Source organism: Streptomyces sp. NPDC044044, assembly GCF_056434405.1.
In genome coordinates, this window is record NZ_JBWKFG010000001.1 from 1,134,938 (window position 1) to 1,150,670 (window position 15,733).

The 15,733-nt window shown below is 67.0% G+C and carries 16 protein-coding genes and 2 pseudogenes; 12 read left to right on the forward strand and 6 right to left on the reverse strand.

Features of this window, described 5'->3' with window-relative positions; genetic code table 11:
• Window positions 1-641: 641 nt before the first annotated feature.
• The 3 genes and pseudogenes from AC07AG_RS05540 to AC07AG_RS05550 form a co-directional block, all read right to left on the reverse strand.
• Entirely contained in the window at window positions 642-1,382 is a 741-nt protein-coding gene (locus tag AC07AG_RS05540) for an anti-sigma factor (protein ID WP_478752051.1), read from the reverse strand.
• A pseudogene (locus tag AC07AG_RS05545) lies at window positions 1,379-1,809 on the reverse strand (sigma factor). The gene AC07AG_RS05540 and the pseudogene AC07AG_RS05545 overlap by 4 nt, the downstream one beginning before the upstream one ends.
• Before the next feature lie 173 nt (window positions 1,810-1,982).
• Complete coding sequence (locus AC07AG_RS05550; protein WP_478752053.1) at window positions 1,983-2,135, reverse strand: hypothetical protein; 153 nt, start codon at window positions 2,133-2,135, stop codon at window positions 1,983-1,985.
• A 541-nt stretch (window positions 2,136-2,676) separates the two neighbouring features.
• Between AC07AG_RS05550 and AC07AG_RS05555 the strand changes: the two genes are divergently transcribed.
• The 5 genes from AC07AG_RS05555 to AC07AG_RS05575 all read left to right on the forward strand — a co-directional run bounded on the left by AC07AG_RS05555 (window position 2,677) and on the right by AC07AG_RS05575 (window position 5,984).
• Window positions 2,677-3,090: a hypothetical protein gene (locus AC07AG_RS05555; RefSeq protein ID WP_478752054.1), complete on the forward strand. Its 414-nt coding sequence runs from the start codon at window positions 2,677-2,679 to the stop codon at window positions 3,088-3,090.
• Window positions 3,091-3,845: 755 nt separating this feature from the next.
• On the forward strand, window positions 3,846-4,007 hold the full coding sequence (locus AC07AG_RS05560; protein ID WP_478752055.1) for a hypothetical protein: 162 nt from the start codon (window positions 3,846-3,848) through the stop codon (window positions 4,005-4,007).
• 41 nt (window positions 4,008-4,048) lie between these two features.
• Complete coding sequence (locus tag AC07AG_RS05565; RefSeq protein ID WP_478752056.1) at window positions 4,049-4,546, forward strand: DUF4383 domain-containing protein; 498 nt, start codon at window positions 4,049-4,051, stop codon at window positions 4,544-4,546.
• An 88-nt stretch (window positions 4,547-4,634) separates the two neighbouring features.
• Window positions 4,635-5,582, forward strand: a complete 948-nt coding sequence (locus tag AC07AG_RS05570; protein ID WP_478752058.1) for an AfsA-related hotdog domain-containing protein — start codon at window positions 4,635-4,637, stop codon at window positions 5,580-5,582.
• Window positions 5,583-5,825: 243 nt separating this feature from the next.
• Window positions 5,826-5,984 (forward strand): hypothetical protein, encoded by a 159-nt coding sequence (locus AC07AG_RS05575; protein WP_478752059.1) that lies wholly within the window; start codon window positions 5,826-5,828, stop codon window positions 5,982-5,984.
• Window positions 5,985-6,161: 177 nt separating this feature from the next.
• Here the strand turns inward: AC07AG_RS05575 and AC07AG_RS05580 are convergent, their stop codons facing one another.
• Window positions 6,162-7,784, reverse strand: coding sequence for a molybdopterin-dependent oxidoreductase (locus AC07AG_RS05580; RefSeq protein WP_478752060.1), 1,623 nt, complete (start codon window positions 7,782-7,784; stop codon window positions 6,162-6,164).
• Window positions 7,785-8,004: 220 nt separating this feature from the next.
• On the opposite strand from AC07AG_RS05580, the gene AC07AG_RS05585 reads away from it, so the two are divergent.
• From AC07AG_RS05585 to AC07AG_RS05595, 3 genes are all read left to right on the forward strand, one after another.
• Window positions 8,005-8,361, forward strand: a complete 357-nt coding sequence (locus AC07AG_RS05585; RefSeq protein WP_478752062.1) for a PRC-barrel domain-containing protein — start codon at window positions 8,005-8,007, stop codon at window positions 8,359-8,361.
• A 23-nt stretch (window positions 8,362-8,384) separates the two neighbouring features.
• Entirely contained in the window at window positions 8,385-8,555 is a 171-nt protein-coding gene (locus AC07AG_RS05590; protein WP_478752064.1) for a hypothetical protein, read from the forward strand.
• Between the two features lie 226 nt (window positions 8,556-8,781).
• Complete coding sequence (locus tag AC07AG_RS05595) at window positions 8,782-9,366, forward strand: fasciclin domain-containing protein (protein WP_478752066.1); 585 nt, start codon at window positions 8,782-8,784, stop codon at window positions 9,364-9,366.
• A gap of 324 nt (window positions 9,367-9,690) precedes the next feature.
• On the opposite strand, the pseudogene AC07AG_RS05600 reads toward AC07AG_RS05595, so the two are convergent.
• Window positions 9,691-10,005 (reverse strand): annotated as a pseudogene (locus tag AC07AG_RS05600) (hypothetical protein); the annotation flags it as partial.
• Window positions 10,006-10,447: 442 nt separating this feature from the next.
• Between AC07AG_RS05600 and AC07AG_RS05605 the strand changes: the two are divergent.
• The 4 genes from AC07AG_RS05605 (at window position 10,448) to AC07AG_RS05620 (ending at window position 14,991) form a co-directional block, all read left to right on the forward strand.
• Entirely contained in the window at window positions 10,448-11,482 is a 1,035-nt protein-coding gene (locus AC07AG_RS05605) for a tyrosine-type recombinase/integrase (protein WP_478752068.1), read from the forward strand.
• Between the two features lie 197 nt (window positions 11,483-11,679).
• Window positions 11,680-13,575 (forward strand): tyrosine-type recombinase/integrase, encoded by a 1,896-nt coding sequence (locus AC07AG_RS05610; RefSeq protein WP_478752070.1) that lies wholly within the window; start codon window positions 11,680-11,682, stop codon window positions 13,573-13,575.
• Between the two features lie 305 nt (window positions 13,576-13,880).
• Window positions 13,881-14,210 carry a DUF6262 family protein gene (locus AC07AG_RS05615; RefSeq protein ID WP_478752246.1) on the forward strand — a complete coding sequence of 110 codons (330 nt, stop codon included), beginning with the start codon at window positions 13,881-13,883 and terminating at the stop codon, window positions 14,208-14,210.
• 298 nt (window positions 14,211-14,508) lie between these two features.
• The gene (locus tag AC07AG_RS05620) at window positions 14,509-14,991 is read left to right on the forward strand and encodes a hypothetical protein (RefSeq protein ID WP_478752072.1); all 483 of its coding nucleotides are present in this window, start codon (window positions 14,509-14,511) and stop codon (window positions 14,989-14,991) included.
• 173 nt (window positions 14,992-15,164) lie between these two features.
• On the opposite strand, the gene AC07AG_RS05625 is transcribed toward AC07AG_RS05620, so the two are convergent.
• Window positions 15,165-15,581, reverse strand: coding sequence for a hypothetical protein (locus tag AC07AG_RS05625; RefSeq protein ID WP_478752074.1), 417 nt, complete (start codon window positions 15,579-15,581; stop codon window positions 15,165-15,167).
• Window positions 15,582-15,733 lie beyond the last annotated feature (152 nt).

The window sequence follows — 15,733 nt, forward strand, 5'->3', positions numbered from 1 at the left end:
AAGCCAGATGAGGACTCGTCCCTGAAGAGAGTCACGGTGTCCGGCTCGCCTCTATCACACTGGTAATTCGGGGCTGCCCAATAACCGGATTGGTGCGCGCACCGAAAAGTTCTCTTGAAATCTCACATACCTACGGCATGTCATCAGGGTAATACCGAGTGTTCATCGGTTAATAGGAAACTGCCGTTGATTCAGCGCCCCCACGCACCCAAAATGCGCACAAAGTCCGGCGCGGCAGAGGAACTGACCTGCGCATTCGGCGTCGATTTGCTTCCGAGTCGTGATCGAGCGTCCGTAACTCCGCTCCGACGGAAATCATGCCGCATCATTCAGTGTGCGGCGCCGTTCGGCCAGAAGGAATCTTCGGGTGGCAAGCGGACCTTCAGGGCGGTGAAGGGGCGCGATCCCGTACCGGACCGCGCACAGGAAAGCGCACCGAGTTGCCGACGGTTGGTATTCGGTTCGGTTGGAGTCGGCACGTCATCCCGGGTCTCCTGCTGCGCATATGAGTGATCAGCGCCTACAGACTTCAGCCCAACGGTGGGTGATTGAACGGGTCTCCGCCTACGGTGAGGCTCAGGAGTAGACCTAAGGGGGCCCAGCGTCTTTCCGGCGAGGCGTTGAATGCGGCGGCCTGGCGGTCATTCAGGGAAGTCGATCAGACCGACAGGCGGCAGGGTCGGTGTCTTGGAGCCGCCCGCAGGTTCCAGAGTGATGTCGATGCCGGTGGCCTGGCCGAGCGTGCCGTTCATGAGAGTCATCTGGTTGCTCCGGTCTCGGTCGAGGAGCCCCGCGGGACGCATGGTGCCGCGGTCGTTGAACCAGAGTTCGTAGACCTTGCCCTGGGGAGGGGCGTCGAGGCCGGTGGCCGTGAAAACCGCGCGGTTCCGGCTCGCCGAGGTGACCACGGCGCCACGCGCGCCATCCGGCAGGGACGCGGCGTGCGTCTGCGCGTCACCGGCGGCGAGCACGGACGCCACCTGATCGATGCCGGTCTCTGTCTGGATTGCCTGCTCGCGGGCCTGTTGGGCTTCCTGATGCTGCCAGGTCGCCACCCCGCCCGAGGCGGCGGCCGCCACGCAGGCCGCCAGCATGAATCGGCGCACCCTCCGGGGCGACACCACTGCGTGTGCCTGGCGTTTGGTGCGCGGAGGCTCCTGGCGGACGGTGGGAATGTTACCGAGGGTCGACTGCTTGAGGGCGGGAGGCGGCATGACGCTGACGGCGCGTGCCAGCCGGCCGACGGTGGCCGCGAACTCCGCCACCTCCTGGCGGCACTCCGGGCACAAGCTCAGATGCTTCTCGAAGGCTGCCCGCTCATCGGGTTCCAGAGCATCGAGTGCGTACGCTCCGCCCAGCGTGTGGGGTTCGACCGTGCTCATGTCGCCACCCCCAGGCAGTCGCGGAGCCGGATCAGTCCGTCCCGCATGCGGGTCTTGACCGTGCCCAGTGACTCCGGCAGCCGATCGCGCAGCGCGGCCCTTTCCTCTCGGGCGGTGGAGGCGACCACCGAGCGGACGCGGTCCACCGCTCGGTGGTGCGCGAGAGTGAGCACCCAGTTCATCACTGCTCCCCGTTCCGGCCGGTAGTCGGCGGCGTGACGCCACACCTCCACCAGCACCTCCTGCGTTACCTCCTCGGACTGTGCCCTGTCACGCACCACAGTCCTCACCATCCCGAAGGCAGGGACCGCGACAGACTCATAAAGCCGGCCGAAGGACCGCTCATCGCCGTCAGCGACCCGCTTCACCAGTGCGGCGAGATCTGGCTTGTCGCCGGGTTGCCGCCGATGAACACCACTTGCTTCATTACGGACATCATCGCCGCCCTGAGGAGGATGTACTCAGGGCGGGCATTTCTTGGTGGTGATAATGATTCGTTGCCCACGGCCGCTTGGATTGGTGAAGTCGGGAAAGAGCAGTCGGTAGTCTCTTTTCATTGGGCTAGGGGTGGCCGTGGGGTCCGTTGAAGCGGGACCCGTATCAGTGGGCACACGCCCCGAACTCCGTGTGCCGGGCATGTGCGGCGTAGGTATCGTCTCCGTCCTCGCCTTGGGGAGGGGGCGGAGCAAAGCGCTGCCGGCGGGCCTCTCTGCGGGCCTCGGCGATCAGTTCGTCGAATTCTTCGTCTGTCATCTCCATCACCTCCCTGTTCACCAGTAATTCGTAGGAGGCGGCATCGCTGGATTGGTCAGCGTGTTCCCTTTCCTGAAACACCCCTCGGTATGACCCGCCATCCCTGGTCCCGGGGCTCGACGGGGACAAGGCACTGAAGGACGGTACTGAGCATGCTCAGCGCGTCGCGTTTTTGCTCGGCAGGTACCGAGGGAAGCTGTGAGTCGCCGTTGTGAGTCGCCCACCCCAACACAGTTGCGACGTGCTTCCTGGGCACGTCCGTCCGTCGTGCGTCTGCGATGCGACCTGGATCTGTGTTCGCGTCAGCAGTGCATTTCGCGTGCACTGAGCGTCGATTCAGTGTCTGGCGTCGGACTCCGCCCGGTCCGCGGAGTAGCCGTCGCCTATGCGGACGTCTACGCTGTCAGTACGCCCCTGCCCCCGGCGGTCCATGAGCGGACGGTCGAAGCGGGTGAAGGCAATGGCGTACCGCATGGCTCTTCAGACGCCTACGAGGGCCACCCAATCCGATCAACGCCCTGGCGGGCCGCGAGACGCATGGGTGGGGGCGAGCTCGACGTCCGATCTGTACGACCGCCACGCCCAGGCCCTGTTCTCCCTGGCCATGCTCCTTTGCCAAGATGTCGACAGGGCCGTTGGCGCGGTCGCCGCCACCGTCGCCGAGCCGTGCGCAACCGAGGCCAATGCCACCCCGGACAACGAGCGCCAGCAACTCGCGGCAGACCTGTGGCGTCGATGTGCTCACGATCCTGCGCGGCTGGCGGGCGGGGATGGAACGCGCCGCCAGGCTCACCCGTCCGGTGGGCCCTGCGACCAGGAACAGGCGTTGCTGGGGCTGGTGCTCTTCGGCTGCCACACCTACCGGCAGGCGGCGAACCTCGTCGGTGTGCCGCCGGCTTCGGCAGCAGTGCAACTCCGCTCGATTCTGCGCCGTGCGCACAACTACCGGCCGTAGGGCGCACAACCACCAGGCTGTAGCGCGCACAACCACTGGCCGTAGGGCCTGAAGCCCCGCCTCTCTCCGTCCGCCCAACTGGACGTTCATAGCAGTGCATTGCGGGACCGGAGCGATGCGTAGTGCTCCGGTGAACGCGAGGCTGCCGCGCGTAGGTGGTACGCGCGGCAGCCCACCCGCCGACCGAAGACGTGTGCGGCAGGATCCGGGCCGAGGAATAGTGTCGCCTCGCGTTCGGCCGAGATCACCAAAACCCGCCGCGCTTTGGGTGCGTTGGCCCCTCACGAGCCTTCGCCTCTGTGATTCGTTGCCCGACGCTTTCCGGATGGGTCCAGAGCCACGATCAAGGCGCCGTGGCCTTGGAACGGACCGATCAGATATATATCTGGATTTCTCTTGGTTTGCTCCAATCCGTACCTCCTTCAGTGTCGAATTCCTTACAGGGGGACGTAACAGCCCTCAATCTGCGCTTCCGGTCAACGTCGGCCCGGAGTGGAGGGAACACGGGGAGAAGGAAGGGACCGGCCATGACGAGAAGACGAGGATCCCGTGCCGGGCGGTGCACCGCCGTGATGGCAGGAGCCTTCGCTCTGGCGGGAACTGTGGCAACCGCCGGGAGCGCCCACGGCTCAGACGGGGCGCCGAGCCCCGCAAGCCACAGCGCGTCATCGCGTTGGGACACGCACGCTCACGAGGCGCCAGCCGTGGTGACTGCATGGACCGCAGTCCGCGATGCTCCAAACCAGACTGCCCAAGTGACATCCACTTTGGCCCCTGGCTCACACATCCAGCTCTTCTGCCAGACCAGTGGCTCCGGGATGGGTGGGTCCTCGACGTGGTACTTCGACAACAACGCCCACGGCTGGGTCAGCGCCGCCTACGTCCAGCCCACTGCATGGCAGCCGCCGTACTGCTGACCCGCTCACCCATAGCCCAAGGGGGCAAGGAGGTTACTTCCATGGCCACCATCCACGCCCGGCCGAACCTGCTGGGGCACGTGAAGCTTGACGAGCATCTGCCCGTCGATCATCGCCTCAGTCGGATCTACCGGTTCACCGCAGGACTCATGGGCCTGTTTCTGATGGCCTTCGGAATCCTCGGGCTCATCCATCGCATCGGCTTTTTAGACACCGGCAGCCACACCACGCTCGGCCTCAGCACCAATGGAGCCCTGAGCATCCTGTCCATCGCGGCGGGTGCGCTCCTGCTGGCAGCCGCTGCCCGCGGAGGCAACACCGCTTCCGCCCTGACCATGGCGATCGGCATCATCTTCCTTCTCGCAGGCTTCGTCGGCCTGTTCACCCTGGACGGCCGCTACAACATCTTCAACTTCCGCATGCAGAACGTGCTGTTCAGCTTCGCCGTGGGTCTGCTCCTGATGACCGGCGGCATGTACGGCCGGGTCAGCGGAACTCTGCCCCACGACAACCCCTACTGGCGTTCCCGCCATGAATGAGGCCGCGTTCTCACGCGCCAACTCCGCCCTACAAGGCGCCAGGCCGGCCACGGGAGGTGCCCCCGGCCTCTTTGAGCAGGAGACACTCATGGACAGTGTGGTGAGGGATCAAGCGCTGACGGCCTCCGGACACCAGGACGCTCTGACCGTCGGCCGGCAATGGCCTGAGCTTGAGCCGGCGGACTCTTCGCTGACCTGGCGCACGCTCGGCCTGGATACGATGGCGTCCCTGCTCGTCATGTCCCTGCATCGCCTTGGCAGCCGTGGCTTCACCGCTCGGTGCCAGTGGCCGCGTCTCCATCCGCTCAACGAGCGCGCGAACGCCGTATCGCACCATCCGCTGATCATGGCGGAGTCCACCCGCCAGCTCGCCCTCGCAATGGAGCGCCGCCACCTGTCCTCAGGGGCGATTGCCCCGCTCCAGCCCGTCTCAGCCAACCTTGGTCTGCGTGCATGGGCGCAGCCGACGGAGCAGAACAGCGCCACTGACGTGGCAGCACGGGTGAGTATCAGTGACCTCGCGGCACACGCCGGGACACTCTCCTCCTACCGCATCACTGCTGAGTTTGAGCACGAGGGAGTGCCGTTCGGATCGTGCACCATGCGCTTGGGATGTCCGGTGGGTCTGGGTGGTCGCGACGCGATTGCGCTGCCCTCACTTGCTTTCATGCACCCTCCGGCAGCCGCGGTGGGCGCAGCCGCTGACACCGACGTCATGCTGGCACGAGCGCCGCAGGGGCGCCTGGTGATCGCCCCGCGCGATCCTGGCCACCCCGTCCTGCTCGCCGGCCGTCCGGCCCAACTGCCTGCCTTGGCGGTGCTGGAAGCCGTGCGACAAGCCACGATGCTGACCTCCGGCATGACCGCTGCGGGGGTAGCTGGGCTGGGTGTGGAACTGCGTGCACCGGTGCCTGCGTGCGGAGCCCTGGTCGAAGTGGCAGCAGAGCCGGGGGGAGCCCGCGTTCTCATCACGGTCTCCGGCCGCATTGCCGCCTTGGGAACGGTCGCGCTGTTGAGGGCGCGATCGGACGCCTGAGCGGCCAGCGCTCGTAGCTTCCGTCCGGCAGCGATCAAGAACGGCTGTCCCTCAGGTGCTCCGGACCTGTCCAGGTCCGTCTCCAGCCGAGCAAACAGGCCGACCACGGTCTGTTGTCTGTCTCAGGTGATCCTGCCTTGGCCGTCCTGGTGAGAGCCGCGCGGATCAACGTGACGTGAGGGCTGGCAGGTCCCACGGTGAGCGGTGATCATCTCTTGTTCGCCTCCGCTGAAGGGACCTGCCATGGCGCGGGAAGCCGATCCGCTCCCACCCCTTGGCGATCTGGGCGAGGACGTGGTCCCACTCGGCCTGATCGATCTGCTGGTCCTGGTCATGATCGGACAGGCCGGGGGAGCAGGCCATGGCGGGGCAGCCCGGCATGAGGCGGTGGATGGCTGGTGAAGAGGCAGTATTCCAACTCTGTGCTGTTCCTCCAGCACATCGTCGGCTCCGAGTTCGGGGGATAAGTCCTCGGAGAGAGCACGGCACGCTCGTGGAGTCATTGGGCCCATCGCTGCGGCCTGGCCTGGGAGCGGAGGTTAGGGACCGGGTCTACCCCTGTATCAGCGGGGTTTCGCGTCACTCGACGGTGACCACGACGGAGGGCCAGCCACTGGCGCCGTCGGGGACGGTTCCGGTGCGCTTCTCGGTCTGGACCTCGCCGCCGCGTTCGGTGGCCCGGACCGTCACGGTGTGGCTTCCGGACGTGGCGTCCCAGGCGTAGGACCACTGGCGCCAGGTGTCGATGTTCGCTTCCGTGGCGAGCTTGGCGTTCTCCCACGGGCCGTCGTCGATGCGGACCTGTACGCGGTCGATGCCGCGGTGCTGAGCCCAGGCCACCCCGGCGACCATCACCGCTCCTGCCTTGAGGCGGGCCAGTGGTTTGGGGGTGTCGATGCGGCTCTGGGTCTTGATCGGCGCTTCCTTGGCCCAGTCCCGCTTGACCCAGTACGGGTCGTAGTCGTCGAAGGTGGTGAGCTCGATGTCCTCGATCCACTTGCAGGCCGAGACATAGCCGTAGAGACCGGGCACCAGCATCCGGACGGGAAAGCCGTGCGTGAACGGCAAGGGTTCCCCGTTCATCCCCACGACCAGCATCGCGTCCCTGCCGTCCATGACGGCCTCGACCGGGGTGCCCAGCGTCATGGCGTCCACGGAACGTGCCACGAGCTGATTGGCGGGGCCTCCCTTGGAGGGAGGGCGTACACCGGCTTCGGCGAGGATGTCGGCAAGCCGCGCACCAAGCCACCGTGCGTTGCCGACGTAGGGCCCGCCGACCTCGTTGGACACGCACGTCAGGGTGATCTCACGCTCGATCAGTTCCCGTTTGAGCAGGTCGTCGAAGGTCAGGGTCAGAGGGCGGGACACGCCCATGCCGTGGATGCGCAGCCTCCAGGTGTTCGCGTTGACCTTGGGTACCACCAAGGCGGTGTCGACACGGTAGAACGCCTTGTTGGAGGTCCGGAACGAGCTGATGCCCGGAACCTTGAGCTGCACACCGGCCGGCAGGGCAGGTGCGGGAGAAGCGGGAGCCGGCAGTCGCACCCCCTTGCGCGACTCCACCGCCGCCTCCGCCGCATTGCCGTTCAGGTAGCGGCCGAGCGCACCCACGCCGAGTGACGCGGCGCCTGCCACGGCAGCGGTGACGACGAACCCACGCCGGTCCCAACCGGGCCCTCGATCCGGCTCCGCGTCCGCGCCGGCTAGACGTGCGGACGCGGTCAGCCGTCCAATGAGGAAGTAGAGCAAGGCCGCGCCCACCACCGCGCCCGCCACCGAGGGCAGCGCGTCGGCCACTCCCGACGAGTCGGGCCGGGACAGGGCGGCGGCACCGCCGATGACACCGAACAGCAGCACCCCGGCCGCGCCAATACGCCGAAACCGCAGCGCCACGACACCCAGCACGAGGGCAAGCAGCGCCAAGGTGCCGAGGATCCCCAGCTGCAGGACCAGCTTGTCGTCTTCGCCGAAGTGGCGGATCGCCCAGTCCTTGACCGGCGTGGGCGTGCGGTCGATGGCGGCTCCGCCGACGGCGATGATCGGCCCGGCCTCGGGACGGACAGCGGCAGAGACCAGCTCCGCGACGGCTAGCGCCGCGAGCCCGGACAGCAGCCCGCTCAACGCGCCCAGCGGCAGGCGCACCCAGAGTTTCGGAGATGTCGTCACGGTCCGATCCGACCCTAAAAACGTACGCTCCCCCATGACGGCATGCCGACGCACCCGCATCCCCACCCGCATGCTTCACCTGATGATCAGGAGGATCTCTTTTCGTCGGGTGGCTGCGCGAATCCTCGGCGCCGTCGCTCGGGGGCGCTGTGCGGTGGTTGCGGATAGCCTGGAAGAGCAGGATCCGCGGGTCCGCGGCCCGGCGATGACTGTGGCGCGGCCCGGTCGGCCGGAGGATGTCCAGGAGGGACAGGCGATGATCCAGGCAGCCGACATCCGTGAGTGGCGGACCCACGACGTGGTCGACCCGGGGGGTCACAAGATCGGCACGCTGGAAGCGGTCTACGTGGACACCAGCACCGACCTGCCCGCCATGGCCACCGTCCAGATCGGTCTGCCCACACGCCACCAGCTGGTCTTCGTGCCGCTGAACGGCGCGATCGCGGGCCCCGGCTACGTCAGAGTCGACTACGCCAAGTCGCTGGTGAAGAAGGGCCCGGCGATCGGCACGGACGACGTTCTGCCAGCCGAAGACGAGGCCGCGGTCTTCGCGCACTACGAACTGCCCTACAAGCCCGGCGCCGACGGTGAGCGGCAGCTCGCCCGTCGCTGAGCCGCAACGGAGGCAACGGCATCATGGCGCTCGTCCTGCTCCTCGTCCTTGTGGCACTCGTACTGGGCATCATCGGAGTCGTCGCCGAAGGGCTGTTCTACCTGCTGGTCATCGGCGTCGTGGTGTTCGCCGGTGCGCTCGTCGTCCTGGCCCTGCACGTGCGGCGTTCCGGTCGGCGCCGCCCGGTGCGCTGAGATCAAGAAGGCGCACAGAGAGCACGTTTGTGCTGGCCATGAGGCTGCGAATGCGTCACAACCACAGGCGTGGTTAGCCTGTTAGGGAAAGTCCTGGATCGGGTGGCGCCGTGGCTGCCGCGGGGGAAACCGGCATCCAGGCACGGCGTGAGGCCCGCTGGCACACGTCTCCCGCTCCTCCGGGCGTGACGACACCGTTCGGCCCCTCTCCGGGAGGAACCTCCCCATGAACATCACTGCCCTTTCCCGCGCGACTGTGGTCTCCGCTGCCGCCCTAACGCTCTCCTTGGGCGTCATCGGCTCAGCCGCCGCAAGCGCGGCACCCAGTTCGGCCGACAAGGCGTACGGGCCGGCCTGTTCGTCTCTGCCCAAGGACGGCGAAGGCAGCGCCTCAGGCATGGCCGATGACCCCGTCGCCACGGCCGCGTCCAACAACCCCGAACTGTCCACCCTGGTGACAGCCGTCAAGAAGGCCGGCCTGGTGGACACCCTCAACAACGCCAAGAACATCACCGTCTTCGCGCCGACCAACGCTGCCTTCGAGAAGATCCCGAAGGCGGACCTCGACAAACTGCTCGCCGACAAGGCTCAGTTGACGAAGGTCCTGACTTACCACGTCGTGGGCGAGAAGATCCCCACCGACAAACTCAGCGACGGCACCTTCAAGACCCTCGAGGGCAGCAACCTCACCACCTCCGGGTCGGACATGAAGTACAAGATCAACGACTCGGCCAACATCGTCTGCGGCGACGTGAAGACCTCCAACGCCACCGTCAACCTCATCGACACCGTCCTGATGCCCAAGACGTAGGCGCCCACCGCCATCCGCCCGTTGAACCGCAGAAGGTCTGAGACGCCCGACGCTTTCATTACGCGGACTTGAAGAGGGCCGTCCCCCTCTCCAATTGGGGGGGGACCGCCCTACGGGAACTTGCCCAAGCGTTGATGCGTTCCTTGACGATCTCCGAGGCGGCGTGGTCCGGGAACAGCCGCAGGCGTGTACCGTGCGCCACCCGTGGTGTGGCCTGTCGCCGGATAAGGCTCTCCGCAGCCCTGATTCCGGCGAGGAGTGAACACGGTGCGGGCCGCCGCTCGGTCAGGGTGGCGGCCCGCACCCACTCTGTCTGCCCGTGGGCTAGCTGCTCCCGCCGCGCTTCTTCCGCGGCAGCGCCCGGCCACCTGGCTGTTCCTGCTCCTTGACCGGGGTGTTCGGGCAGCGGGTCGCGTTCTCGGCCAGGGCGGCCTCCTCGCTCGGGTCGATGGCGAGCTTCCAGCGGGTCTTGATGGCGACCCACTGCGCCACGTACTGGCAGCGGTTGCCTTCGGCTGGCGGCATCCAGGTCGAGGGGTCCTTGTCGGCCTTGCTGCGGTTGGACTTCGCCGTGACGGCGATCAGCGCTCGCTCGTCGCCGAGGTCGTTGGCGTACGCCTGGCGCTCTGCCGCAGTCCAGTCCTTGGCGCCAGTTGGCGGGGAGCGTCATTCGAGATGTGCGCTATTCGGTACCAGTGAAGTGATCAGTCCCGTCTGGGCGAGCCGGCGTTCGAGCGAGGTGTGAGCGCCGACGCCCAGCCGGTTCGCCGGCGCCCGCTTCGACCGCGCGGCTGCGAGCGCCTGCGCGTCCAGACGGAAGAACTGCTCCAGCTCCCCGGGCGTCGGAGCGGCAGCGAACCGGCCGCAGCGGGAGACCTTTATCTGTATCCGGTCCGACGGTGTCAGCGACGTACGCCACGTAGTGCCCAACCGAGTGCCTGCCTTCGTCGCTGACACTTGCTCGTGACCGTTGTCCGCGACGGTCGTTGCTCCATCCGAGGGATCCACCGGGTGGGGAGGGGCCGGGATGTACGTGCGACGGGTCGTGGGGTCCGGGGTGCGACAGGAGACGTACGCAGTCGTGGACGACGAGGGGCGGGTCGTCGAGCCGGTGGACGACTACCTCGCACTGTGTACCGACCGGGAGCACTCGCGGAACACGCTTCGCGCCCGGGCCTTCGACCTGAAGGCGTGGCTGGACTTCCTGCAGCTCCTCGGCGTCGATCTGCTGGCTGCGTCCCCCGAACAAGTCGACCAGTTCGCCGGGTGGCTGAGGCGCCCGATCCAGCCCGGACGGCTGCGGCTGGCGGATACCGATGAAGGGCCGGCCCGCGAAGCGTCGACGGTGAACCGCGCGTTGAACAGCGTCTACATGCTCTACGAGTTCCTCGCCCGCCGCGGTGTCGGTATGGGCGCCCAACTGACGCATCGCCGGGCGGCCTCGATCGGCGACCACGGTGGCTTCCTGGCCGGCATCGCCGAGCGCCAAGTCACTGGACGGCCGACCCGGTTGAAGCAGGTCAAGCGGCGGCCCGGGACTCTGTCGGATACCGAGGTGCAGCAGGTTCTGGACGCCTGTGAGCGGTTGCGGGACCGGCTGCTGATGGCCTTGATGTTCGAGACCGGCTGCCGGATCGGGCAGGCATTGGGGCTGCGGCACGAGGACATCAACACGGACCGGCGGTCCCTGACGTTGCGGCCCCGGGACAACAACGCCAACCGGGCACGCGGCAAGAGCCGGGACCCCAAGGAGATCCCGGTCCGGCAGACGCTGCTCGACCTCTACACCGACTACCTGTTCGCCGAGTACGGAGAGCTGGACTGCGACTACGTGTTCGTGAACCTGTGGAACGGGACGGTCGGTGCACCGATGAAGTACTGGGCTGCGATGAGCCTGGTCAAGCGACTGCGGCGGCGGGCGGGAGTCGACTTTCATCCGCATCTGTTCCGCCACACTCACGCGACCGCGCTTTTGCGGGCGGGCGTGCGGCTGGAGGTGGCCAGTGAATTGCTCACGCATGGCTCGGTCCACACCACGGCAGACACCTACGGCCATCTCGTCGCTGACGACCTGGCCGAAGAGCTGGACCGTGTCGGCTTCCGGGGCGCCCGGTGAGCATGGGCGGCCGCAGGGCCGCCGTTGTCCCGTTTCCGGGGGACCCTCGAACCGCCGCCCTTCTGGGTGTGGTGCGGCTAGAGTTCCGGGGCGAACGGTTCGTCCCTCGGCCCGGACACCTTCTGGCCCCGACTCCGTGCGTGATCACCACATGCTTGAGGAAGAACGCCTCCCGGGGCTTGTGCGCCGATCATGACGTGGCCTGGCGCAAAGCCGGGCGCCCCGAACGCGAGGCATGGATCGCGGACCCGGCGAACAGGCCGGCCGGGCTGAGCCTGGACGTGGCTTCGTGCCTGGTCGCCGGATGCCCCTACTCCGGGGGCCTGTCGCGCCTGTGTGAACTGCACCTTTCCGGTTGTAATGGTCTGCACTCGCGCGGCCAGAGCATCAGCGTCCGGCAGTACGCGGCTGCGGCGGAGGTACTCGTACGCCCTGCTGCCGGACGGTGCGGCTTCGCGGACTGCGGCTACGAGATCAGCCGTCACGGTCTGTGCGACGGACACCACTACCGCTGGACGAAAGTCGGCCGGCCGCCTCTGTCGGAGCTACGCGCTGAACTGGAGCGCCGCGCCACCCCGAGCTTCTCCGTTGCAGGACTCCCGCCGCTGGTGGCGTTGGAGTTCCAGTACCTGCTCCAGGTCCGCACCGACCAGCGCCGGTCGAAGGTGGTTCCCAGTTCCTGGGTCCGCGCGGTGAACACCGTCATCGCCGACGGCGCCACTTCGGTACGCGACCAACCCGCTTGCTACTGGCGCCAGTTGTCGCTCAACCACACCACCGTTCCGCAGCTCTTCACGGACCTGCTGGAAGCCCTCGGCGACCTGGACGGCCCTGCTGAGGAGTGGGACAGGGACGTGTGGCGTCCGGAACGCCTCGGCTACAGCATCGAGGAACGGCGGCAGGTCGCCCCCATGGACTTCACCGGCATCACCCAGCCCTGGCTACGGGAGAGGACCAAGCGCTACATGCGGCTGCGGCTCGCGCGCACGGAACTGCGCTCGGTCGCGCGCAACATCCACGACGTCGTCGTCTTCTCCCGGTTCATCGCCGAAAGCCGCCCCGACCAGCAGAACGACCCGGCAGTCCTGGACCGTGCGTTGCTGGAGTCGTACATCGGCTGGGTCGGCCGCAGGACGGTAGAGAAGAAGGGCCCTTACTACGGGCAGCCAGTGAGCCCCGGCAGCCGCATCCGCCTGCTGTCGGTGATCTCCACCATGCTCGAAACTTGGCGCCGCTACGGCTGGCAGCCCGTGCTGCCACCCGATGCCCGGATCCACCGGGACGAGTACCCACGCCAGCGCGGGCTGAAGGCCAACTTCATCGACGAGTACCTGATGGAGCAGATCGAGTCCGAGGAGAACCTCGCCCTGCTCGACCCCGAGACCCGCACGCTGGTGCTGATCTGCCGCGACGAGGGGCTCCGCATCGGCGAAGCCCTCACTCTGAAGACCGACTGCCTGAAGAAGACCCCGTCGGGCCGCTGGGCCCTGGTCCACTACAAGAGCAAGGACAAGAGCTTCCGCGCCATCCCAGCCTCCCTCGTGGTCGTGGACGCTATCCGCGGGCAGCACGGCCGCGTCCGGGGACGCTTCAGCGACGGCTGCCACTGGCTGTTCCCCAAGGTCAGCGGCAACCCGGACAGAAAGTATCCGATGCCCTACGGCACGGTCGACACCCGCTTCGACGCCTGGCTGAAGCGCATCCGGCTCATCGACTCCAACGGCGACGCCGCCATCGTCAACTGGCACCAGTTCCGGCACACCCTGGGCACCAGAATGGCGAACGCTGGCGTGTCCGGACGCACCATCCGCGAAGTCCTCGGGCATACCTCCTGGGAGATGCAGGAGCACTACTCACGCATCGCGGACGACACGCTTCGCCGTGAGTACGAGGAGAAGTACGAGGTCCGGTTCAACCTCAAGGGCGAGGCCGTCAGGGTCCGCCGCGACGCCGACCTGTCCGGCGTCGAGTGGCTCGCCGAGAAGATCGGGCGCCGGCTCCACGCGGTGGCCGGCGGCTGGTGCGGACGGCACATCGCGCGTCCCTGCCCCAAGACCGCCGCCGATGGTTGCTACTTCTGCGAAGACTTCTAAACCGACCGGCAGTTCCTGCCGATCCACCGTGACACCCTCGCCCGCACACGCGAACTGCAGATCAGCGCCACGGCAGCGGAACGTCCTCGCGGTGCCGCCGTCAATGAGCGACTGGCCACCGCCGTCGAGCATGTCATCGCGAGCATCACCGACCAGGAACACGACGAGTTGTCCCCGCCACCGGCCGACAGCGAAGCCGTCCGCCACGAGACTGAGAGGGCATCTGATGCGGGCTGACCTCGGCACATCTGGCCGAAGCCGCTCAACAGCGCCGTCTGGACTGCATTGAACGCGTCCAAGCAGTCCTGAACAGCCTGGAGCGCGATGGCGGCCCGGTCACCGTCGCCGGGGTCGCCTCCCGGGCCGGGGTATCCCGCACCTTTCTCTACGACGACGCCCAGGCCCTGTTGCTGGCCAGGCTGCGCGACCTCGCGAGCAAGCAACCCGCCACGGGACGACCGGCCCTGCCAGTCCACCAGCGGATTACCACTAAGTCGCACGAGACGGTGGTGCGAGCGCTGCGGGACGCCAACCGGAAACTGAACGAGGAGAACGAACGGCTCCGCAACGAACTTGCCGTGGCCCTCGGTCAGCTCCGGGACCTTCGACGAGGCATCCCCGCCCCGCGCGGTTAGGCCCCGGAATCCCAGCTCGGACATCAGGGAACAACTGACCGGCCAGTAGCTAAGGCGAAGCGGGTGTGACGCCCCGACCCTCGTATGCCGACCTGCGGAAACGACCCCAGGAGCCCGGAGACCCCCGGGCCGTATTGGCGGAGCCCGGCCGCTGGGAAGACGGCGGGTTCCGTAAGAACGCGCGGCACAGAGTCGAGCCCTGCAAGACTGCCCCATGGACGAGGGATGGGCCGCGGTCATAGCGGGAGCATCGGGGGCCGGTGGTGCAGCCCTGGCTGCGTTGGCAACTGGAAGGGCGATGGTCCGCCAGTCCCGCATTCAGGCAGAGCAGGGTTTTAGTCAGTGGCTCAGGGAGCGCAGACATGAGGCATACGCCAATCTGCTTAGCGCTTGCGACGCCGTCCACGACGCGCTGAACATCGTCATTGACCAGACCAAGCCACCCACCAGACCGCCGTCGTTCGCCGAGGAGACAGCAGCATGGATCACGGCCTGGCAGGCGGTGGATGAAGGTCTCCGAGAAGTCGACCGTGCCACGCGCACGGCCGCAGTCGTGGGCCCCGCACGCGTCACCATGAGCGCAGGCAACATGAAGCTGGCCCTGTACGGCGTGGTGTCTGTCTGGCGCGAACTTCCGACACCTCCCTGGCGCCGGGTACCGGAAGAACCTCCGGGCCAGCATCGCGCTAACCATTTGAGGGCAATACGGGCCTGGGAGACATCCTCAGCTCTCTACGTGGAGGCGACACAGCAGGTCATGCAGTCCTCTAACACTGACTAGCCGCGCTTCCCACCGAGGGGCGCTCGCCCGGCCTGGAACGGCCCGGGGGTCTCCGGGCTCCTGGGGTCGTTTCCGCAGGTCGGCATACGAGGGTCGGGGCGTCACACCCGCTTCGCCTTAGCTACTGGCCGGTCAGTTGTTCCCTGATGTCCGAGCTGGGATTCCGGGGGCGGTTAGTGATCAGTCTCGGGGTACGGCCCGACATCGGTGAAGCGGCGAATCCGGTCCTGTTCGGCGGTCTCGTCGGCGGCGTCGAAGTGCCGTACCTGGTTCCACCAGCGGTCATGGTCATAGCCCTCGCAGTGGTTGAACTCGTGGGCCGTACTACGTAGCCGCTGCCACTCGCGCACGATCGCGGCCCGCTGCCACGTCTCCGGCCGCTCCACCGCGAGCAGCGTGTGCAGGAGCCCGGCCGAGTCGCAGACCAGGATGAGCAAAGACCGCATCGCGAAGGACGTCTCCCCTGCCTCGCCGACCTCCTCGTACACCCGCCCCAACTGGACGTTGAGGAATGTCTCCAAGGCGTGAACGTCCTCGGGTCGGAGGTCTTCAGCGTAGGTGAGGAGTTGCTCGGACGACGAGGTGGTCATGCGGGTGAGGCCTCCCATGCGTGCGGCGCCAGCCGGATCGGTTCCGGTGACACTGAGCAACTCTAGGAGAGGTGGCTGACACTGTCAGCCACACAAAGGACCAGCTCATCACACCAGCCGAGCGCAAGAAATCCAGATAACGGCCTGGTCAT